Below are 21,787 nucleotides of genomic sequence, written 5' to 3' on the forward strand. Positions count from 1 at the left end.
GCGACGCGGGGTCTCGACCCACCGCAACTGTCTCACCGTTCGTCCCTACAATAATCTTTATTTTTTACAAATCTCATATTCCCCTAATTTAGATTTGCTATTAATACAACAAAAAGCGGTTATGGAATAAACGCCAATTTACCTTAGCAGGATCGGCAAAAACTCTTGATAATATTGAGCATGATACTTTGCGTCAAAATTTTAATGAACCTCGGATTCATGTAGCTTTAGTTTGTGCAGCTATTAGCTGTCCTCCTTTGCTTAATAAACCCTATTTTCCAGAAGAACTGGATACTCAGTTAAATAATCAGACCGCCAAATTTGCCTCTAGTCCTCATGGTTTGCGTATCAATAAAACCAATAATAAGGTTTATTTATCTTCTATCTTTAAGTGGTATGGCAAAGACTTTATCAAAACCTACGGTGTTGAAGATCAATTTGCTGGCAACGAACAACAAAGAGCAGTTTTAAATTATTTTAGTACTAAATTAAATTCTGTAGATCGCCAATACATAGAACAAAATGACTATCAAGTAAAGTATTTAGATTATGATTGGTCATTAAATAAGCAATAACAAATGCAAAATTTTATTTTACATCACAAATATTGGTCTAAAATTTTATTTTCTAAAAAAATAGTTGCATAGTGTTGCCTACTATATATTACTTAGCTAAATTTGTAGACTATTAACTTATGGTCTTATAAAAGACCATCATGTCTGAAGAAATACTTGCTAAATTTAGTTAGTAGGTGCATCAAAAATTGCGACAAACTGTGACGAAAATGTCAATGTATTTGCTGCTTTTAGTTTTTTAAATTAAATACCTAATATTACTAAGTACTTTTAATTTTTCTCTGCATCTAATACAAGGTATGTATTTAAGTAGCTTTTTGTATGTCAATTGTTTTGAAATGTTTTTGTAAATTTAGAAACTAAAATTTACGACTCATAATCAATGTGTTGAAATTCATTCAATTTACCTGCTGCAAATTGAATTTTTGGTAACCGCACGCTTTTAAGATTTAGTTAATTAAATTCAGCTAACGCTCAAACTATAAAAAGTAAAAAACCAGATAAAGTGAGCAACAGCTACCCTTGATAAAATTGTATATTAACGAGAAATTTACATATCCTTTGTTAAGCTGTGGCTACTTGAATAGGTATAAAAACTCTGATAAATAATGCAAACCATCAAGCCAGTCTCAGGAGCGAAAAGAAGAGTTTACGTTGCTAGGAAGTCATTGAGAAGATTCCCTTTGCGTATCCCTACTTTGCTGATTTTATCTGTGTCGGGTTGCCTAGGAGCGATCGCAATTTCTTGGTTACTAGGTAATAGTCATGTAACTGAGCTATTTATTCAATTACACTTAATTGAACAAAATTCTCCTAGTTGGTTAAACCCTCCTCAAGTAAGCAATAAGTACTATTTATTAGTGCCTACCCTAGTTTTATTTCTCCTGGCACAAGTTGTAATTAAGTTATCTCCTCAGCCTAAACCTTGGTCAAGACGCTTAGTAGCGACTATTCTGCTGGCATTATTTATCCGCTACTTTTTGTGGCGATCGCTTTCTACTCTCAATCTAGCCGATCCAGTAGACGGCATCTTTAGCATTTTGTTATTAGGGATGGAACTACTAGCTATGACTGGTAGCGCATTGCAAGCATTACTGTTTTTTACCGTCAAAAATAGAGAAGGAGAAGCAAACAAGTATAGCGTGGCTGTTAAAGAAAATAGATACAGTCCCAGCGTGGATATCTTGATTCCTACCTATAATGAGCCAGACTTTATTCTTAAACGAACCATTATCGGCTGTCAGGCAATAGACTACTCTAATAAAAAAATTTATGTTCTCGACGACACTAATAGACAAAGCATTAGGCATTTAGCTCAAGAGTTGGGTTGTCACTACATCACCAGATCTGTCAATTCCCATGCTAAAGCGGGTAATTTAAATAATGCCTTGAGGAAAACCAATGGCGAATTAGTAGTGGTTTTTGATGCTGATTTTGTACCTACAACTAATTTTTTAGAACGTACCGTTGGTTTTTTCCAGCAAGACAAGGTTGCTTTAGTCCAAACTCCCCAAAGCTTTTATAACTACGATCCTATTGCTCATAATCTTGGGTTGCAAAAGGTTCTAACTTCCGAAGAAGAGCTTTTTTATCGTCATTTACAGCCCATCAAAGACGGTGCTGGTAGCGTTGTCTGTGCAGGTACATCCTTTGTTGCCAGAAGAAAAGCCTTAGAAGAAATTGGTTACTTTGTTACCGAATCATTGTGTGAAGATTACTTTACGGGTATAAAATTATCTGCTAAAGGTTACGACTTAGTTTATCTAGATGAAAAACTGAGTGCTGGTTTGTCAGCCGAAAGTATTGGCGCACATATCGAACAGCGTCTACGCTGGGTGAGAGGAACTTTACAGGCTTTCTTTATCAAATCCAACCCTCTAACTATTCGCGGTTTGAATTTGTGGCAAAGATTAGGGCATTTTGACGGCATATTTCACTGGTTTACCTGCATTCCCCGCGTTTTCTTTTTGATTTTTCCTTTAGTCTGTATTTTTATTCGAGTTAATCCTGTTTTAGCCAGCTTATCAGAACTTGTTTATATCTTCTTGCCTTATTACGTAATGCAGCTAACTGTGTTTGCTTGGATGAACAAGCGATCGCGCTCTATTTTACTATCTGATGTGTATTCACTAGTTCAGGCTATCCCCGTTACCATTACCGTATTCAAGGTAATGTTTAGTCCCTTTGGCAAAGGATTTAAAGTGACCCCTAAAGGTATGGCTAGAAACAGATTTAACTACAATTGGTCATTGGCTTTACCCATGACTATTTTGTTTGTTGCCACTGTCATTAGCTTTAGCATGAGTATTCTTAATCCTCCTGATGCTAGTTTCAATCTGGCTTTGTATTGGAGTAGCTATAATTTGCTAACCATTACCGTTGCCATGATGACGTTGTTAGATTTACCCAAGCCAAGTTTTTATGAATGGTTTGACCGAAAAAAAGAAGTCAATATCTATAGTGGTAACTTTGCCTACTCAGGAATTACTCAAAAAGTATCAGAAGAGGGAGTAGAAATATTCTTAGAACAGACAACCAACTTAGCCACAGATGTAGTAGTTGAACTAATACCAGAAATATTATTCCTCTCAGGAAAAATAACCCGCAGCTATACCCAAGATGGTTCTTTACGAGCGGTTATTAAGTTCCAGAATCTCAACATTGAGCAGCAGCGAGAATTAGTTCAGATGTTGTATTGCCGTCCTGGTCAATGGCTGATACGAAACACTCCTAATGAATTACAGTCCGTATTGATTTTATTCAAGCTTTTACTAAGACCTTTGATGTTTTTGAACTCCAAGAAAGTTAATCAGCTAAAAATACAGTATTAACTAATAGACTTCTTGCACAAATCACTATGAACTGCTTATTTAAGAGGGAAAAGGGGAAAGTAATTCGAGCATTCCCTTGCGCCTAACGGCGACGCGGGGTCTCGAATTTAAAGGGAAAAAGCGCACCGCCCCGCTTGAGGAAACCTCAAGCATAGGGACGGAGCAAGAATGATTAATCTTCTATTCATGCAAGAGGTTTAATGGTTGACGATTACCAAGAAAAGCTATAGACTCTCAACTTTAAGCTTTAAGCCTTTTGATTGGCTATCTACATAGTAGCTTTATTAAAGAAGTCACGTCTTTGGAGGAAACTTCCAAAGCGCGTGATGAGGGTGTTGTTGGGTTTTAACGCCCCTTCCAAATTTATGTATGATCCCAGTCAGGCTTGATTGTTTTGCGATGGTTTAGATAGCGATCAATAGCCATAGCAGCAATACACCCATCTCCCGCAGCTACCACAGCTTGCTTATAGGGAGTATTGCGTATATCTCCAATTGCCCAAACCCCAGGAACGCTAGTAGACATATCATCATCCACCTTCACACCACCGTCAGGATTAATTTCTACCTGATCGCCAATAAAGTCTGTAATCGGCTTAGAGCCGTTTTGATAGACAAAGACCCCCTCTACTTCTAGGGGTAATGGTTCTTCTTCACCTTTTGTTTTTACTTTAACTCCTGTTACCCCAGAATCATTACCCTCAATAGACGCTAAACGGGTACGTCGCCAATGTTTGACATTAGCCATAGCCAATAGATCGTGGGCATGATGGTCTTCTTCTTTGGGATCTTTAAAAGTAATCCAGTGAACTTTAGAAGCAAACTTAGTCAAAAACTGCGCCTCTTCAACAGCCTCCTGGTTTAAGCCGACTACAGCCACTTCGCGATCGCGATAAAATGCTCCATCACAGGTAGCACAATAGCTAACGCCACGACCTAAAAACTCTGACTCTCCTTCAAAAGATGCTCCACTGCGACCCATTGCCCCTGTAGCTAGTACTAGAGATCTACCGACAAAAGTGCCTTCTGGCGTGTAGACTTTTTTCATCTCGCCACTAACGTCAATACCAAAAACTTGAGCGCGCTGATAGACAGTACCATATTCAACTGCCTGTTCTCTCATGCTTTTAAGCAATTCATCCCCACTCATTTCGCCAGATACCCCAGGGTAATTAGCAATTTTGTGGGTAATAGCCAATGCGCCAACCGCAGGATTCTTGTCTATAATAACCGTTTTGAGGCTGGCTCTTGAGGTATACAGCGCACAGGTACAGCCCGCAGGACCGCCTCCAATAATGACAACATCATATTCGTGTGTATCCAAAATGCCAATCCTCAGTTAATAGTTAATCTATATTTATTATATTTATTCAGGATACATCTGAGATGGATCTGGTTACAAATATTCTGATTGAATTTGCGTACTTTTGTGACAAAATAACTCTAGGTTAGCTTTCCTGTCAAAAATTTTCTCAAAAGGCGATCGTAATTCAATTTCAAGTTATCGTTAGGAATAATAAATCTCAAGATAGTCAAAACTTCTTAGCATTTAATTGAGCTTACAAGATATAAGTATTCAAGATCATTATCGAAGCGATCGCTACAAAGATATGATACTTCATTTGCATATTTTTACTTAATTAAACAAAGTGGTATATTTTAAATTAATTTTTTGGGAAAATTAGATATTAAGAGTAATTTTTCTATTAAAGGGGTTAATTTGAGCTTAAATGAGCTAACTATTCAAGATGAATATCGTAGCAGTGACTGTTCGATAGTACAGGACTTTTATATTCCCTGTTTAGAAAAATCGATAGTTTATAAAAGAGCAGTCGGTTTTTTTTCTAGCACTTCAATGGCTATTGCTGCCAAAGGTTTGAAAGCTTTAATTCATGCAGGTGGAAAAATGCAGTTGATTGCATCACCCAAATTATCTGACGAAGACGTTGAAGCGATTATCAAAGGACTTAAACAAAGAGAAGAAATAATTGCTGAAGTTACTAAAAAAGAGTTAGAGCAAGAATTTAGTGAAGTAGTTAAAGATCGTTTAGCTTGTCTGGCTTGGTTATTAAGTCAGCAACTACTTGATATCAAACTTGCCATTCCTAAAAATATTCGACACAGAGGAATCTATCATGAAAAACTTGGTATTTTTGAAGATACTAGGGGGAACATCATTGCGTTTACAGGTTCAGCTAATGAAAGTGCAACTGCTCTAATTAACAATTTTGAATGTATTGATGTTTTTTGTTCTTGGCAAACAGCAATTAAAGATAGAACGTTACGCAAAGCAGATAACTTTAACAAGTTATGGGATAATCAAACGAATAATTTGGATGTAATTGAATTACCTGAAGCAGCTAAAAAATCTTTGCTTCAATTATGTCCAAATGAAAAACCAGAATTAGAACTAAATTTTGTCTCTCAATCTAATTTTAAATCTAAATCGGTATCAGAAAATAGAGATCGAGGATATCAAATTGAAACTCAAGCAAAAAATCGTTGGCAACATCAAATAGAAGCAAAAAATGCTTTTCTCAAATATCGTTGCGGAATTTTGGAAATGGCGACAGGCACGGGTAAAACTCATACCGCAATTTCTATTTTGCAGCATTTGGTGAATGTCAGAGAGATTAATACTATTATTATCACTACCACTGGCACGGATTTATTAAATCAGTGGGTAGAGCAGTTATACACAGTTGCTAGTAATCTAAATCCTCAGTTTAGAGTTTTAAGACATTATGACAAATTTTATGAAAAGGATGAATACGAGCTAGAGTCAGAGAATAGCATTTTGGTTATATCTTCTAAGTCTTTACGTAATGTTTTAAGAACGCTCACTTATTCTACTAGAAAGAACTTATTAGTTATTTATGATGAAGTTCATGGATTTGGCAGTCCACAAATGATTGAAGATTTAACAGGACTTTCAGATGGAATTGGTTATCGATTGGGATTGAGTGCTACACCAGAACGTGAATACGATTCGGAAGGGACAGAATTTATCGAGGAGCATATTGGCTCTGTAATCTATCAATTTGGTATTGAAGAAGCTATTCGTCGCGGTATTCTTTGTGAGCTTGATTATTATCCAATAGAGTACGAACCTTCTGATGAAGACAAAGGTAAAATACAGTCTCTTTACAGAAGTCAGTCAGCCAAGAAAAGAGCGGGTAATCCCATGTCTAAAAAAGATTTTTGGACTGCTTTAGCCAGAGTTCATAAAGTCTCGATTGCTAAATTGCCATATTTTGAACAATTTATTGTCAATAATTTAGAGATACTAAAGCAATGTATTATATTCGTTGAAGAACGTCAGTACGGAGACCAAGTTATTGATATTATTCATAAGCATATTCACAATTTTCATACTTATTATGCTGAAGATAATCAACAAAACCTAATAGATTTTGCCGATGGCAAAATTTCTTGCTTAGTTACCTGTCATAAAATTTCTCAAGGTATTGATATTCAATCTTTACGCTCAGTAATTTTATTTTCATCATCTAAAGCTAAATTGGAAACAATACAAAGAATAGGGCGTTGCTTACGTAAAGATCGTAAAAATCCTAATAAGAAAGCTATTATTGTCGATTTAGTTAGAAATCAAGATGAAAACAAGACAGAATTGAATAGCGACCAGCTTCGCAAAGAATGGCTAACTGACTTATTGAAAATTCGTTGTGAAATTATTTAATTATGGCTATAGATATAAAAGTTAGAGAATCAGTTCTAGAAGCAGTACACAATAGCAATCAATCAGATAAAGTTGCTCAAAAAATAGTTAATCTACTTGAAGAATTATCTAACGGCACTTTCGATTTAAACAATCGAGAAGAAATTCAAATTTATTTGAACACTATCTTAGAAGCGATCAATATTAATATTACTAAATAGCAATGAGTTTAAAACTTAGTATACTGGGGTGGTCGGCTTTAAATTTACGCTGTCCAGACCATCAAATATCTTTATGTCCCGAAAATAGTCAAACTCCTTACAAAGTTACTCTCATCCAAATGCCCAATGGCACTGGGAAAACAACCACTCTCGATCTTTTAAGAGCTACTTTATCAGGTTCGGCAAAGCAATGGACACCAGAGCATATAACAGAATTTCGCAATAATAATAATTCTGCTCCATCGGGTTCATTTATTGTCAAATTGTCACTCGACGATAAGCTGCTCACGTTTGAGCTAAATTTCGATTTTAATCGAGAAAAAGCAAGTTACAGAACTACTTATGGTTCTGCTGGAATTAAAGATGGATTTTTACCACCACCAAGTATTAAAAAATTTTTGAATCCAGAATTTGTCAGTCTGTTTGTTTTTAATGGAGAACTAGCTCGTAATTTACTAGATTCCAAACAAACACGCGCCCGTGATGCTATAGATTCTTTGTTTCAATTGTCTTTACTTGAAGACATTTCTAACGAATTTCAACAAAATTGGGAAAACCATACAAAAAATGCTGGATTTAAAACAGAACAAGCATTAAAACAGAGGAATAATAAATTAAAAGATTTAAAAGAAAGGAAGAAAGCAATAGAAGCCAAAAAAAAGGAACTGCATTCACAAAAATCGTATCTAAGCACAGAAATTCAGAGAGCAGAACAAGAATACAATATTGCTTTCAATAAAGATAAAGATTTGGGGGCGCAGTTAAAAAAGCTACAGCATGATTTTACACGCGCAGAAAAAACTGTAAGCTTAGAGCTTCAGCAAACTATTGAACAGATGCGTAGTCCACAAAAACTATTTGCAGATTTTGGTATATCTCTTCTCAATTTTAAAGATAATTTGGATAGTCTGAAATTACCTAGTTCAACATCACAAGAATTTTTTAAAGAATTATCAAGAGCAAACAAATGTGTATGTAATCGCCATATTGATGAAAAAGCGAGTAAGGCTATTTTAGAGCGTGCCAGTCAATATCTAGGAGAAGATGAAGTTGGGGTTCTAAATAGTATTAAATCAGATATTGCTAATTATTGCGATCGCAATACAATAAAATCTTATCAAGAACTCGAAAAAAATTTAGAACAATTAAGAGATTCTATTAGACTAAGAGACAATCTTAATACAGAAATTTATGCCACAGAAAAGCAGCGTTTCGAGCAAGGCGATTCAGAATTAGAAAGCAAGCAACAGCGTCTTAATAAATTTAAACATCAACTTGAAACTTGCGAGGCAGAACTGAAAAAAATAGAGAGATATCCACTAAGCAATCCTAGTGATGACACGAAATGTTTAAAAGAATTAATAAATTTGATTAAAAAAGCTGAATATGATGTTGCTGAAGCAACAAATACTATCGCATTAAAAAAGAAAACAGAAATTATTCGAGACATACTAACCTTATCTCGTAAACAAGCTAGGGAGAAACTGAGAAAATTTGTTATTGATGAAACCAATCAGCGCATCTCTCAATTACTAACCCGCAATCCAGTTATTTTGGAAGATATTCAAGATTTTCTTCAGTTAAAAAATCGCAGAGGAGCTAGCGAAGGTCAAACGCTATCTGTTAGTTACGCTTTCTTAGCAACTCTTTTTAACCAAAGCACCTATCAACTGCCCTTTATTGTTGATAGTCCTGCTATTTCCCTTGACCTTAATGTTAGAACAGAAGTAGCAGGTCTTGTTCCTTCTCTTTCAGAACAATTTTTGGCTTTTACTATTTCTAGTGAAAGACAAGGTTTTATAAGTACACTGTATCAAGCAGCAAACCAAGAAGTTAAATATTTGACCTTATTTCGTCAAACATTGGAAATGGAAGATATTTGGCAAGGCCTAGATACCAGAATTGTTACAGAAACAACTGATGGAGTATTAGTAGAAGGGAAAGAATTTTTTGAGCAATTCGATTTAGATGATGAGGTTTAAAAAAATTGGGCTTTGAATTACGTCAAGATGCTAGGAAGTGGTTCAGAGATATAGAGAACAATTATCCTGATTTATTCGATCTTTATTATCTGTGTGTAATACCTGGTTTTATTACAAGACGCAGAAACACAGAAGTGAATTTAGATAATGTCAAGGAAATAACTAGATATTTTCCTGGTGCTTTTCGTTCTCGTGGAAAATTGTTAGTAGGTCTTTTAATTGAAACAGAGCTTTCTCGCTTAGGTATAGATTTGCAAGAGCGTACATCTGTCTATAGTAGAATCTCAGAATTAGTTGTAACGACTCCACCATATCTATCTGATACAGGTATCAAGCTAATGAATCAATATGCTCATGGAGGTTTTGATATCTTGTGTGAGAACATTGATGAGCGACCTAGATCAATCGAAACTTTTGTTAGAAAGTATTATTCTTTGATTCAAAACTTAAAACAAGATTCGTACAATAATTAATTTTGCACAATTTATTAAAAAAACTAAGCATTTTCCTGTTATCGTCAAATTGAGTTGTTTAATAGTTTTGATAAATACTGGTTAGATAACATGGCACAGAAACAAACCTCATTGCCAGCTTCACGTAATGTACCTGAATTGTTTACTCACATTGACAAATTAATTCAGGAAATACAAGCATTATATTGTCTTGATGCTGTGCCTTGGGTCATTGGTTATTCAGGTGGTAAAGATTCTACAGTTACCTTGCAGCTTATTTGGAATGCTTTATTCGCTTTACCCAAAGAAAAAAGAACTAAAAAAGTTTATGTCATAACTACAGATACTCTTGTAGAAAACCCCATTGTGTCCCATTGGGTGAGTAAATCTTTAGAACAGATGAAGACTGCTGCCCAAGAGCAAAACTTACCCATAGAACCTCATTTGCTTGCCCCTGATGTTAAAGATACGTTCTGGGTAAATTTAATGGGAAAAGGTTATCCTGCGCCTCGTCATGGATTTCGTTGGTGTACTGAGAGATTAAAAATTCATCCCACAAATCACTTTATTCGTAATGTAATTAGGATTAGTGGCGAAGCTGTTTTGGTTTTGGGAACTCGTAAAGCTGAGAGTACAAATCGGGCAGCAACAATGGCTAAATATGAAATAGGCGAGGTCAGCGAGTTACTACAGTCTGATTCTAATTTATCTAATTCATTGCGCTACAGTGATACGTTACCTAATGCCGTGATTTACAGTCCGATTCAAGAATGGCGAGATGATGAGGTTTGGATGTACCTTATGCAGTGCCAGAATCCTTGGGGAAAAAGTAACCAAGATTTATTTAGTATGTATCGTGGTGCGACTGAAGATAATGAGTGTCCTCTGGTCGTTGATACTTCGACACCCAGTTGCGGAGATTCAAGATTTGGCTGTTGGGTCTGTACTCTAGTAAATAAAGACAGGTCAATGGAAGCTATGATTCAAAACGATGAAGAGAAAGAGTGGCTGCAACCTTTATTAGATATACGTAATGAACTGGATATTCATCAAGACCGCCATCGGCGAGATTTTCGTCGTCTTCGTGGTAAGGTACAACTTTTTGAACGTGAACAAAGAGGAAAAACAACTATTAAAAATATTCCTGGTCCATATGTTAGAAAGTGGCGAGAGATTTGGCTGAAAAAAGTATTAGAAGCACAAGTAGAAGTTAGACAAAATGCGCCAGAAGAATTTAAAGATATTAGTTTAATTACTGATGAAGAATTAAGCGAGATCAGAAGGATTTGGCTGGAAGAAAAACATGAATTTGATGATAGTCTGCCTCGCATATATAAAGAAGTAACAGGAGAAGAGTTCAAAGATATTAGAATTGGTGCGGATGAGAAGCTATTGGGTAATGATGAGTGGGAAACTTTAGAGGAAATATGTGATGATGAGATGCAGTTGGAATTGATGTCAAAGCTGTTAGATACAGAAAGGCAATTTCATACTAAGAATCGTCGTCTGGGTATCTATGAAAGCTTAGAAAAGTGCTTTGATACTAGTTCTAGAAGTCAAGAAGATGCGATCGCAAATGCTCATCAAAAATATAACTTAAAAACTGCTGCTGAACAAGGTGATATTCAAGCGGTAAGAGAAAAAGTAGAACAGTTAAATAAACCAAGCAATGATTTAGAAGAAGATAAAATTGGTTGGGGAAGTATCAAATTTGCTCCCAAATCTTAATAGTTATGGCGATTGTAAATCACTCTTACACGGACAATAACCGCCTGCGCGGTTTTAAATTTAGTAAATGAGAAATAACTATACGCAAATGTATATCCACTGCGTTTGGGCAACTTGGGACAGATTACCTTTAGTTACTGCTGATATTAAGCAGCAGATTTATGCTGTAATCATCAATGAATGTAAAAAAATGAAATGTACCGCAATTGCTATAGGTGGAATTGAAGATCATGTTCATCTATTAGCGGGATTTCCCACAACAATTACTATTGCCAGTTTGGCCAAGCAAGTTAAGGGTAGTTCATCTCATTGTGTCAACCATGTTATTAGACCAAATCAATTCTTTAAATGGCAAGGAAGTTATGGTGCATTTACCGTGAGTCATAGCGGAATCAATCGCGTTGCTAACTATATCCGAAATCAAGAAGATCATCACAAGCAAAAGTCTTTTATTAGTCATTGGGAAATATAGTCCGCGCAGGCGGACATTGTATGTATAGCTGCAAATTCTATTTGCCTATTTACGGAAATATATTTTAATTAAATATGATTTTTACCGAATTAGTTATTGAGAATTTTGGTGCCTATGTAGGAAAGCAGACGATCAATTTGCGTCCAGAAAACGATGGCAGTATTCGTCCTATTGTTCTAATAGGAGGGATGAATGGTGGCGGTAAGACTACCTTGATGGATGCAATTCGTTTAGCTTTATACGGACAAAGGGCTAAATGTTCTACTAGGGGTAATTTAGGCTATAGTGAGTTTTTATTTCAGTCGGTAAATAGTCAGGCTACTTTAGCAGATATAACTAAAATTGAGTTATCTTTTGAAGATATTTTTGAAGGACATTGGCAACAGTTTAAAATTATTCGTGCTTGGAATAAAGAGCTTAAAGACGGCAAGGATAGTCTTAGTATTGAGAGAGAAGATAGGTTTGATAGCAACCTAGAAGATAACTGGGATGAATATATCGAAAATATTCTACCTTTAGGTATTTCTAATTTGTTTTTGTTTGATGGAGAACAAGTTAAAGAGTTAGCTGAATTAGATACTCCTCCTCCTGCCGTAGTTGAAGCAATTAATAATTTATTAGGCTTAGAATTGGCAGAGAGGCTATCTGTCGATCTGTCAGTTTTGGTTAATCGAAAACGCAAAGCAGTAGCTAATAAAGCACAGTTGTTAACTATAGAAGAAATTGAGCAGAAGCTAGTAGTTAAAAAGGAGAATAGGCAGCAGTTACAAAAAGATTTTGCTGAGATCGAAAAAAAATTAAAGCAGGCACATAAACAACGCGATCGCGCTCAAAGCAAATTTAATCAGCAAGGTGGTAAAATTGCAGCGACTAGAGAAGTAATTGAAGCTAAAATTCAAGATTTCAATAGTCAATTGGAACAGAAAAGACTGGAATTGATTAAAGTAGCTGAAAGTAGTCTACCTTTGGGGTTAATTACACCTTTATTAGCTGATGCAAGGAAGCAGGGAGAACAAGAAGTTAAATCGCAGCAGTTTAAGCAAGCACAAGTTGTTTTAGAGGCTAGAGATCAAAGGTTATTGAATTATTTAAGTGATATTTCTTTATCGTCAGAATCAATTAATAAAATAGAATTTTTTATCGAAACGGAAAATAAAACTATTGCAGATTCTATTAAAGCTACAGCAGATAATTATCTGGATTTAACGGAAAAACAATTACAGCAGTTAATTAGTATTCCTCAAGATCGTTTGGCAATAGAAACTAAGCTATCTCAGAATATTATCAAGGAAATTGAACAGCTAAAAACTAAGATAAATATTACTGAAACTCAATTAGCAAGTGCTGCATCCCCAGAAGATTATCAAAAATTGGTTGATGCAGTAGAAGATGGAAAAGCAGCAGTGAGTAGGTATAAAATCTTATACGATTTAGCTCAAGAGAAACTACAAAACATAGATAAAGAAATCGATCGCATTCAACAAGAATTAAACCGCAAGCTCAAAAACTATAGTGAAGAAGCTATTGATAAAATTGGCGATGAACATATTATAAAGTCGGCAACTAAGGTACAAGAAACCCTCAAGCTGTTCAAAGAAAAACTTACCCTCAAAAAACTTAATAAGCTTGAAACTGAAGTCAAGGACTGTTTTCTATATCTGCTGCATAAATCTAATTTAATTAACCGCGTGACAATTGATAGCGATCGCTTTAAACTAGAGCTATACGATCACAATGGTCAACTGTTTCCTAAGCAACGATTATCGGCAGGGGAAAAACAACTACTGGCAATAGCCTTTTTATGGGGTTTGGCTAGAGTCTCAGGACGTAATTTACCGATTGCGATCGATACTCCTTTAGGCAGATTAGACTCCTCTCACCGTCATAACTTAGTCGAGCGATATTTTCCTACCGCATCACATCAGGTAATTCTGCTGTCCACCGATACAGAAATAAGCGAAAAGGAAGTAACCATGTTACGTGAACAAGAAGCTATTTCCCAAGAATATTTACTTAAATATAATCCTGATAGCCGTCAAACCATTGCAGAGAAAGGATACTTTTGGTAAAGCTTTCCTGTGGCAATGCTGATTATAAAGTTATTAAATAAAGGTCTATTTAATTTTAGGTATACCGTTTAAACTACGAATCTCTGGCATATCGCTTAAAACAACAATAATTCCTGTTCGACCAGTATTTAAAGTAGCATCACTTAATATATCAGCAACTTTTTCTGCGGTTATTTCTTCAATTAATTCTTTTAGTTTTGGTTGAATAGCCTCATCTAGATTGAAGCGCACTTTTTTGGCTAGCTCATTTTTCCCTTCATCAATTAAAATTAGTTCGGCATTAGTGATTGAATTTTCAAGAATTAAGGCAATTTTGTTACTAAAAATTTGACAAGTTACTTTGGAAGGTTGATGTCCTAGATAGCAACGGTAAAATGCTTGGATCTCTTGAGATATTTTTCTCTCTAGTTGTCCGCGAGTTGGCAAACCACCCATTTTATTTTTTTCCTAAACAAAAATTATTATTCGCAAGTTAATTTAGTTAGTCACGAAAAATAATGTAAATATGTAATAAATATACATAGAAAATATTTTAAGCAATTTATTATTGGCTTTTTTTGTAATTCTATCTATATGAGAAAGCGGTATATATAACCTACTAGTTCTAATTAATAATTGTTATCTATCTTTGGACATAACTAGCTTTAAGGCATTTTACACACTGCTTACATTTAACGCTGGTTAACTTTTCTTTACTTAATTTTTGAGGGCTGAAAATTATAAAATTGTATTGGATTTATGGTACATATTTAGTTACCTGAATATCAAAATCATGATTTAAGTCATACATAATATCGTTTATAAGATGAATTTGGTTGCATTTTTTCGCCAATGTTGTTTTAATGGGATATCGTTTATTACGAAACTGTTGGCTTTTAGCTATCATCTACTAGCAACTGCAAAAGAGAACTTTGTTCTTGGTCGCAGGAAAAACCTCGAATCAAGAAGCTTTAGGACGCAAAAACCTATTTTTGCCTTTAGTACTTAAGATTACGATAGGAAGCTAGAACCCGCAAAGCGATTTACGCAGGTCTTGCTGGTTTGTGATTGAAATCTAAGAACAGTGATTTAAAAGCTCTTACTACCTGAGTTTTGCTGCTATGTTCAGCAATGCTCGAACTTAAATGCACAATAATTAAACTAAACCAGACGATATGCACATTACTCCATCACTACTTATTCCTTTCCTTAGTGGAATCTATCTTTTAAGCGTTCACATTTTACTTAAATTTTGTCAGCTAAGTAGTTCTGAGAAACTGTTTAATTATTTTTTGGATAATTAACGATAAGCCAAGATTTAAAAGAGAATATCAGCATCAAGCTGGTTATGCTCTTAGACAGAGACTATTAAAGAGTCTAGACCTACAAAGTCTCGATAAAATAAGAGTTTAAGTTAAATTCTTTTAGTCTGGCTCAAAATTTAGTATCTAATGTCATATTCATTTTCTATTTTTAAAGGATTAAATATTCGTGCCAAGCGATCGCATTTTGCTCTAATAGCAATGGCGATCGCTTTTTCAGTTTTTTTTGCACCTATCGCTCTAACTCAAGAAGAAGAAAGCATTCCTACGCCAACTGAGCCTGCCCCAATAGCTATCCCTAGCGACGGGCTTTATTTTGCCGATATTTTAGTCAGAAACCGCCCTGTGTTTCAAATTGGTAGCTTACCTCAAATTGATGCTAGTGCTAGAGCAGAAATTATTAATCGCCGTATAGCCAGTCTTTTAGCACAAAACGAAACCCCAGACAAAATAGAAATTACCCCTGACAATCCTCGTAAAATTGCCACCCTGAGAATTAAAAACCGCATTTTGATGACCGTTACCCAGCAAGATGCGGAGGATTTCGGCTTAAGCACTGAAGCCTTGGCTAAAAGATGGTCGCAGCAGCTAGATACGGCTTTTGATAAACCACCCCTGGCGATCGACGTTACTCAGCGTTTATATACAACTACCAGGGAATTGCTGCGAAATATCGTCAGCAATTTACCTTCATTGGTAGGTGCAATTATTGTAATTGGCATCACCTGGGTTGCTGCCAAAATATTACGCTATCTTGCTTATACCTGGGCAAAGCAAACCGAGGGAGATTCAAATACTGAACTTTTGATCGGCAAACTTAGTTATGGTGCAGTCTGGGCAATTGGTTTTATAGTTGCTCTAGGTGTTATGGGACTAGACTTTGGGGCGTTGTTGGGTGCCTTAGGACTTACAAGTGTGGCAATTGGTTTTAGCCTCAAGGATGTATTAAGTAACTATATTTCTGGAGTTATTTTGCTAGCTGCTCGTCCGTTTCGGATTAACGATCAGGTTGTTATCGGCGAGTACGAAGGCACAATCACTCAGGTTCAACTAAGAGCAACAACTATGAAGACTTATGATGGTCGGCTAGTTTATATTCCTAATCAAGAAGTGTTTCAGGCAAGCATTATTAATAATACTGCTTCTCCTCGCCGTCGTAGTTCGGTAATGGTAGGAATTGACTATGGAGAAGATCTTAGTGACGCGATCGCGGTAATTAGCCAGGTATTAGAAAACTTTCAAGAAGTAGAAACAAATCCTGCACCAGATGTATTAGTTAGTGAACTTGCTGCTAGTACGGTTAATTTAGAAATCCGCTTTTGGGTAGACTCCCGCAGATCTGGTTTTTTGGCAACCACTTCTAAAGTTGCTCAGAGGGTTAAAGAAGCTTTAGAAGCAGCAGATATTGATATGCCTACAGATATTTACACTTTAATTTTGCGTGAGCTACCTGGGCAAATTCAGTTGAAAGAGAAATAGATTAGTTAGTAGTTAGTAGTTAGTAGTTAGGGGCGAACGGCCGTTCGCCCGTACAGTAGTTATACCATTTCTCAAAAGTAGTAAGAGAGATGCAATAGTTTTGAATCACTAATAAAAAAAACGAAAAGCTACAGGGAATCGCTTTCCCCAATCCCCAGTCCCCAATCACAGTAATCATCGAAGTCTTTCGTTACTAAAGATAAATGGTATTAGTAGTTACTGCCAAGAGTATCAGGACTTAGCTGTATCTCGAAAGATATATATCGCGATCGAGATGTTCATGAGCTGATGATAAGCTATCGTTGACTTATTATAGTTAATCAGTGACAAAGTTTGTGTGTAGATCTATTTTGGTGGTGGAAGATAATGATGATATTTCGTTGTTGTTGATTTTGGTTTTAGAATCAGCAGGATATCAGGTAAAAGCCATAAGCAACGGTAAAAATGCCCTGGAAACTGTTGCTCAAATCCAGCCAAACCTAATACTAATGGATATCATGATGCCAGAAGTTAGTGGCTTAGAGGTTTCTCGTGAAATAAAGACCAAGCCTAACTATCAATCTCTGCCTATTTTGCTTGTCTCTGCTGTTGATCGCCTTCAAGAAAAGCAGTTTGATGATAGCAAAGCAGACGGCATAATTTATAAGCCATTTGATTTAAACTACTTAGTTTCTAGAGTTGATGAATTGACAAACGTTCGTCAAGCAGTAGCTAGTTAAAGCAAATATCCACGATTTACTTAGCTTTAAGTTCTTCAACGTCTAAAAGATGAGGATAAGCAAGATGATGTTTTGCAAAAGCCTTTTTTGCTCTGGCGATCAGATCGGTTTTGTAAGTGAACTCATCTCGTGCATCAAGGGGATAAGATTTGAGCTTGAACAAACTCCCCCAAGATTTTTCTTCCATAACCACAACAATAGGCAGCTTGAGATGAGTATATTTGCTCGTTTGAGCTACTCGGTATAGAATTTTTTTGACTGTATTAATATCGATTTCGTGGGCAAAGTAAAACTTAGTCACTACCTGAGCTTCTAACGCTCCTGCATTAGCGTTGGATATTGATTCTGTCCAAATTTTACTATGGGGAATAGTAACAGTATTATCATCTGGAGTTTGAATCTTGATGGAGCGTACACCGTAACTTACTACCTCTCCATAGTAGTCTCCAATTTCAATGCGATCGCCTACTCGATAGGGAGATTCAAATAAGCCGACTATTCCCGCAATAATTGAACTTGCAAAATCCTTAAACGCAAATCCTAACGCTACGGCTACCGTCCCAGTTACTGCTAGGATATTACTCCTAGACAAATTAAGAAATAAATTCATCAGAAATACGGTGACAAAGACAAGCAACAGCATTCTTAACAAAGGTAAAAACTGCTTGACTCGGAGTCGCCACTCTTTGGCAATTCTTTCTGAAAGCCAATTAACCAGCCAATCTAATAGCTTTAAAATTACGTAAGTGGCTATTAAGACCAAAACTGCTTGGGCTATTTTTCCTGTAGTGATTTTGGCAACGAGATCCTTGGTTTGCTCGGCTGTTTCATTGGCAGCATCTCCAGCAGATTGAGCCAACCAATAAAAATTTATTTTAGTAAAATGATTCATTTAGTTGTTGATTATTAGTTATTGCCTGTATCTTTTCTGTACAGGGTATACGTCAGACGATAAGAAGCTTAACTGTGAAACAGCTAGTAAAAGTAAAATACTGTTTCACCTATTTAATTAGCAGCATCTTTAGTCCCTGTTAATGACAAAGTTATTTTGAGCTAATTCTCGTTTAATCTTGGGATAGTGAATGGGATTTATCTTGATAACTTTTTCCTGTTGTTCTACTACACCCTTATTACGCAGCACTTGGACTCGGTTTTGTACTTGGGATTGCTCGTCTCCCAGACTTTCAGCTAAGGCAGATATGGTTATGTCTCCATGAAGCAAAAGAGAGTACAAAAGATATTGGTCTGCTGACTCTAGATCGGCTAAATCGGGTAGGTGAGGAGTTTGAGCCACTACAACTTTTTCAGATAGCTTGTGTTCTACATCTGTTTCAATGTCTTTTAGAAAATCCTCAACTTCATCTATTTCTTTATGGTGAATTGATTTTAAAAAAGCCTGGACGGCTACAGTGCTAATTCCTTCTGAAATATCGGCTAGGCGATTGAAATAATTGGTTTTATTTGACTTGTCGCCTTCTAAAAGCCGTTTATCAATGCCTGGCTTATCAAAAGTAATATCTAAATTCTTAATAATAGGTTCGAGCCAGTCTTGAAATTCTTCAGGCTCAATTTCAGGTAACGTCATCACTTTTCCGCAATATGCCTCTAAATTGCAGACTGAGTTTAAATATTCCCATCCTACTTCACCCCCGCCAATAATCCAGAAGCGATTTTTAGAGCCATCACACAATAATGACTGTAGATATTCAATTCCTTCTAAACCTTCAAGCGATCGCAAAAAACACCAGCTAAGGTTAGGAATTGCTATTACCTCTGACTGTTCTTCTGGTTCATCATCTTCAGGCTGTTGTTGCTTGAGATAATGCTCTAATTTAGATTTAATCTTCTCCGCAGCAACTGGTCTGGCTTGCAGGGGCAAAAGCTTCATCGGTATTTGCTTCTGTTTTGTCCAGTCTTCTAAAGTCTCTGATAATATACGGGACACCGCAGCCACAGGACTACTAAGAATTACAATTGAATTATTATTATTATTGGGATTAGCCTGCCAACGTTCAAAAGCTTCATCCAAGGCATCGACAATCGCCTTTTTATCAGCAGGGTTGCTAGATAGATTTTCAGTGTCCTCCACCAGCTTTTTTCTGACTTCTGGTGACAATTCAATTAGCGATTTTTCAGGCTCTTGGGTTTTTTCCGAGTCTTTAGTGTACCGAGAAAATACAAAATTACGATTATCAGCTAGCCAACTTTTAAATCCCTTGAACATAATTAGCCGTGTCGCACACTGTCATTATTATTCTTGTCATTTTCTTTATTGTTACGTATCTGAGCTAGTTGTCGCAGAGAATCGCTAATATCCCTAGCTTTGGGATTGTTACCTTTAACCGAGGGCCAGCCTTCTCTTTGACGAGCGCGATCGCCATCTGTCTCTTCTGTTTGATCGTGGAACAAGATTTGCTGAGTGGGGAAAGGTAAATCTATACCAGCAGCTACTAGTCTATTACACAACTCGGTTAATACCATATCTTGAGAGTCTATGGCTTCGGCACGACCAGGAGGACTAATCCACCAGCGAGCGCGAATATTGACGGTGCTATCGGCTAACTCTACTACCAATGCTTCAGGAGGCGGATCTGATATAGCTTGAGGATCGTCGTGGAGTACATCTAAGATGATTTTCTTGGCTTCGGCAATATTGTCACCATAGCCAATGCCGATATCATACTGTAAACGACGTTTTTCAAAGGCTGTATTCACTTTGACTGAGTTGGTAAATAGCTCGGCATTGGGAATTACAATTCTAGTCCCGTCATAAGTTCTAATCATAGTAGCACGGGTCTGAATGTCTTCTACCGTACCTTCAAAGTCATTAAATACTATCTGATCGCTAATGACAAAAGGTTCAGTAATTAAAATTAAAATACCTGCCAAAAAATTTTGCAAAATATCGCGGAAAGCAAAACCGACGGCAACCCCACTAACTCCTAATAGCTGTACTAAATCTCCTGGCTTGAAAGAAGGAATAATAATTGCCAAGGCAATAAAAGCACCTACTAAGATAATAAATCCCTGGGAAAGCCTAGCTAAAACCAGACCTAGGTTACGGGACTTTTTACGCTTGGTAAAATTTTTAATTAACCTGCGGGAAAATCTGGCAATAAACCAAAAAATAATAAAGACAACAACTGCGATTAGTATATTCGGCAACAACTGTATAGTGCTTTTGACCATTGAGGTCAACTGTTGCGTCGCGGTTTGTATAGGTGTAAAAGAATCCATAAATATATCTTCGGTTATCTTGCCACCGAGTATAGCAATAACTTCAATAAATATGTAGATATGTCTATTTAAGATAGGAAAAACTTATTTTTGTTAGCATTAATTATTCATTGATAATACATTTACTACCAAAGAGGGATGCGGTAGCAAATTAATTTGCTGCACGATTGTTGACAAGCAGATTAGTAATCAAGTTGATTAATAAATGAAGGGTATTAAAGGCAAGAACGTTTTAGTTACAGGGGCAACTTCGGGTATTGGAGAGGCGATCGCAGCTTACTATATTACAGAAGGTGCCAATGTAGCCCTCAACTATCGCAACGACCCTGAAAAGCTTGACTCCACCAAAGAATTGATCGCTCAGATGTGTTCTAAAACTGAAGGCTGTAGTGGCAAGAGTATAGCTGTGGAAGGAGATGTATCGGTTGAAGCAGATATTGTGCGGATGTGTGATCAGGTAGTCAATCAATTAGGTAGCCTAGATATTCTGATTAATAATGCGGGTATTCAAACTGCTGCACCTTCCCATGAACTAAAAACTGAAGATTTTGACAAAGTAATTCAGGTTAATCTGCGAGGTGCTTATCTTTGCGCTAGAGAAGCTATCAAACACTTTTTAAAACGCGGCAGTAAGGGGATTATAATTAATGTTTCTAGCGTCCATGAAATTATTCCTCGTCCTACCTACGTCAGCTACTCAATTAGCAAAGGTGGCATGGAAAATATGACCAAAACTCTGGCTTTAGAATATGCACCTTACGGTATTAGGGTAAATGCGATCGCGCCTGGTGCTACCGCTACACCAATCAATAGCTGGACTGAAGATCCTCAAAAATTAAAAGAAGTAGAAAGTCATATTCCCATGGGTAGAGTCGGAACTTCTGAAGAAATGGCAGCTATTACAGCTTTTTTGACATCTGATGACGCAGCCTATATTACTGGTCAAACTCTATTTGTAGACGGCGGTTTAACTTTATATCCTGATTTTCTCCAACCCTGGTCTGCGGGAGAATAAATTTTAATAGCCTAAATCTAGTTAATTT

The 21,787-nt window shown here is 36.4% G+C and carries 16 protein-coding genes and 1 pseudogene; 12 read left to right on the plus strand and 5 right to left on the minus strand.

Annotated features, from left to right (window positions below; translation table 11 throughout):
• Positions 1–128 precede the first annotated feature (128 nt).
• Together SLP02_RS05280 and SLP02_RS05285 are read left to right on the plus strand one after the other, a co-directional pair.
• Positions 129–575 (plus strand): annotated as a pseudogene (locus tag SLP02_RS05280) (DUF547 domain-containing protein); the annotation flags it as partial.
• A gap of 608 nt (positions 576–1,183) precedes the next feature.
• On the plus strand, positions 1,184–3,406 hold the full coding sequence (locus tag SLP02_RS05285) for a glycosyltransferase (RefSeq protein ID WP_319419603.1): 2,223 nt from the start codon (positions 1,184–1,186) through the stop codon (positions 3,404–3,406).
• Positions 3,407–3,769: 363 nt separating this feature from the next.
• On the opposite strand, the gene SLP02_RS05290 is transcribed toward SLP02_RS05285, so the two are convergent.
• On the minus strand, positions 3,770–4,729 hold the full coding sequence (locus SLP02_RS05290) for an NAD(P)/FAD-dependent oxidoreductase (protein ID WP_319419604.1): 960 nt from the start codon (positions 4,727–4,729) through the stop codon (positions 3,770–3,772).
• 552 nt (positions 4,730–5,281) lie between these two features.
• Between SLP02_RS05290 and SLP02_RS05295 the strand changes: the two genes are divergently transcribed.
• The 7 genes from SLP02_RS05295 to dndD all read left to right on the plus strand — a co-directional run bounded on the left by SLP02_RS05295 (position 5,282) and on the right by dndD (position 14,008).
• A complete protein-coding gene (locus SLP02_RS05295) occupies positions 5,282–7,105 on the plus strand; it encodes a DEAD/DEAH box helicase family protein (protein ID WP_319419605.1) in 1,824 nt (607 codons plus the stop codon).
• A gap of 2 nt (positions 7,106–7,107) precedes the next feature.
• Positions 7,108–7,305, plus strand: a complete 198-nt coding sequence (locus tag SLP02_RS05300) for a CxC ATPase DNA modification system associated small protein (RefSeq protein ID WP_319419606.1) — start codon at positions 7,108–7,110, stop codon at positions 7,303–7,305.
• Positions 7,306–7,307: 2 nt separating this feature from the next.
• Complete coding sequence (locus SLP02_RS05305) at positions 7,308–9,287, plus strand: AAA family ATPase (RefSeq protein ID WP_319419607.1); 1,980 nt, start codon at positions 7,308–7,310, stop codon at positions 9,285–9,287.
• A 5-nt stretch (positions 9,288–9,292) separates the two neighbouring features.
• A complete protein-coding gene (locus tag SLP02_RS05310) occupies positions 9,293–9,760 on the plus strand; it encodes a hypothetical protein (protein WP_319419608.1) in 468 nt (155 codons plus the stop codon).
• A gap of 90 nt (positions 9,761–9,850) precedes the next feature.
• A complete protein-coding gene (gene dndC / locus SLP02_RS05315; protein WP_319419609.1) occupies positions 9,851–11,467 on the plus strand; it encodes a DNA phosphorothioation system sulfurtransferase DndC in 1,617 nt (538 codons plus the stop codon).
• A gap of 67 nt (positions 11,468–11,534) precedes the next feature.
• A complete protein-coding gene (gene tnpA / locus SLP02_RS05320; protein WP_319419610.1) occupies positions 11,535–11,939 on the plus strand; it encodes an IS200/IS605 family transposase in 405 nt (134 codons plus the stop codon).
• 74 nt (positions 11,940–12,013) lie between these two features.
• The gene (gene dndD / locus SLP02_RS05325) at positions 12,014–14,008 is read left to right on the plus strand and encodes a DNA sulfur modification protein DndD (protein WP_319419611.1); all 1,995 of its coding nucleotides are present in this window, start codon (positions 12,014–12,016) and stop codon (positions 14,006–14,008) included.
• A gap of 45 nt (positions 14,009–14,053) precedes the next feature.
• Here the strand turns inward: dndD and SLP02_RS05330 are convergent, their stop codons facing one another.
• Positions 14,054–14,443: a DUF2294 domain-containing protein gene (locus SLP02_RS05330; RefSeq protein ID WP_319419612.1), complete on the minus strand. Its 390-nt coding sequence runs from the start codon at positions 14,441–14,443 to the stop codon at positions 14,054–14,056.
• A gap of 995 nt (positions 14,444–15,438) precedes the next feature.
• On the opposite strand from SLP02_RS05330, the gene SLP02_RS05335 reads away from it, so the two are divergent.
• On the plus strand, positions 15,439–16,788 hold the full coding sequence (locus SLP02_RS05335; RefSeq protein WP_319419613.1) for a mechanosensitive ion channel family protein: 1,350 nt from the start codon (positions 15,439–15,441) through the stop codon (positions 16,786–16,788).
• Between the two features lie 335 nt (positions 16,789–17,123).
• Positions 17,124–17,507 (plus strand): response regulator, encoded by a 384-nt coding sequence (locus tag SLP02_RS05340; protein WP_319419614.1) that lies wholly within the window; start codon positions 17,124–17,126, stop codon positions 17,505–17,507.
• A 16-nt stretch (positions 17,508–17,523) separates the two neighbouring features.
• On the opposite strand, the gene SLP02_RS05345 is transcribed toward SLP02_RS05340, so the two are convergent.
• The 3 genes from SLP02_RS05345 to SLP02_RS05355 all read right to left on the minus strand — a co-directional run bounded on the left by SLP02_RS05345 (position 17,524) and on the right by SLP02_RS05355 (position 20,744).
• Positions 17,524–18,399 carry a mechanosensitive ion channel family protein gene (locus SLP02_RS05345; protein ID WP_319419615.1) on the minus strand — a complete coding sequence of 292 codons (876 nt, stop codon included), beginning with the start codon at positions 18,397–18,399 and terminating at the stop codon, positions 17,524–17,526.
• Between the two features lie 129 nt (positions 18,400–18,528).
• A complete protein-coding gene (locus SLP02_RS05350) occupies positions 18,529–19,731 on the minus strand; it encodes a winged helix-turn-helix domain-containing protein (protein WP_319419616.1) in 1,203 nt (400 codons plus the stop codon).
• 2 nt (positions 19,732–19,733) lie between these two features.
• Complete coding sequence (locus SLP02_RS05355; protein ID WP_319419617.1) at positions 19,734–20,744, minus strand: mechanosensitive ion channel family protein; 1,011 nt, start codon at positions 20,742–20,744, stop codon at positions 19,734–19,736.
• A gap of 205 nt (positions 20,745–20,949) precedes the next feature.
• On the opposite strand from SLP02_RS05355, the gene SLP02_RS05360 reads away from it, so the two are divergent.
• Positions 20,950–21,759: a glucose 1-dehydrogenase gene (locus tag SLP02_RS05360; RefSeq protein WP_319419618.1), complete on the plus strand. Its 810-nt coding sequence runs from the start codon at positions 20,950–20,952 to the stop codon at positions 21,757–21,759.
• The last annotated feature ends 28 nt before the right edge of the window (positions 21,760–21,787 follow it).

The organism is Pleurocapsa sp. FMAR1, from assembly GCF_963665995.1.
In the GTDB taxonomy this organism is placed as follows: domain Bacteria; phylum Cyanobacteriota; class Cyanobacteriia; order Cyanobacteriales; family Xenococcaceae; genus Waterburya.

Bases quoted from the DNA above. Each gene is read 5' to 3' on its own strand.
- SLP02_RS05350 (WP_319419616.1), bottom strand. From the start codon at position 19,731: ATGTTCAAGGGATTTAAAAGTTGGCTAGCTGATAATCGTAATTTTGTA.
- SLP02_RS05330 (WP_319419612.1), bottom strand. From the start codon at position 14,443: ATGGGTGGTTTGCCAACTCGCGGACAACTAGAGAGAAAAATATCTCAA.
- SLP02_RS05355 (WP_319419617.1), bottom strand. From the start codon at position 20,744: ATGGATTCTTTTACACCTATACAAACCGCGACGCAACAGTTGACCTCA.
- SLP02_RS05335 (WP_319419613.1), top strand. From the start codon at position 15,439: ATGTCATATTCATTTTCTATTTTTAAAGGATTAAATATTCGTGCCAAG.
- SLP02_RS05305 (WP_319419607.1), top strand. From the start codon at position 7,308: ATGAGTTTAAAACTTAGTATACTGGGGTGGTCGGCTTTAAATTTACGC.
- dndD (WP_319419611.1), top strand. From the start codon at position 12,014: ATGATTTTTACCGAATTAGTTATTGAGAATTTTGGTGCCTATGTAGGA.
- SLP02_RS05345 (WP_319419615.1), bottom strand. From the start codon at position 18,399: ATGAATCATTTTACTAAAATAAATTTTTATTGGTTGGCTCAATCTGCT.
- SLP02_RS05285 (WP_319419603.1), top strand. From the start codon at position 1,184: ATGCAAACCATCAAGCCAGTCTCAGGAGCGAAAAGAAGAGTTTACGTT.
- tnpA (WP_319419610.1), top strand. From the start codon at position 11,535: ATGAGAAATAACTATACGCAAATGTATATCCACTGCGTTTGGGCAACT.
- SLP02_RS05300 (WP_319419606.1), top strand. From the start codon at position 7,108: ATGGCTATAGATATAAAAGTTAGAGAATCAGTTCTAGAAGCAGTACAC.
- dndC (WP_319419609.1), top strand. From the start codon at position 9,851: ATGGCACAGAAACAAACCTCATTGCCAGCTTCACGTAATGTACCTGAA.
- SLP02_RS05360 (WP_319419618.1), top strand. From the start codon at position 20,950: ATGAAGGGTATTAAAGGCAAGAACGTTTTAGTTACAGGGGCAACTTCG.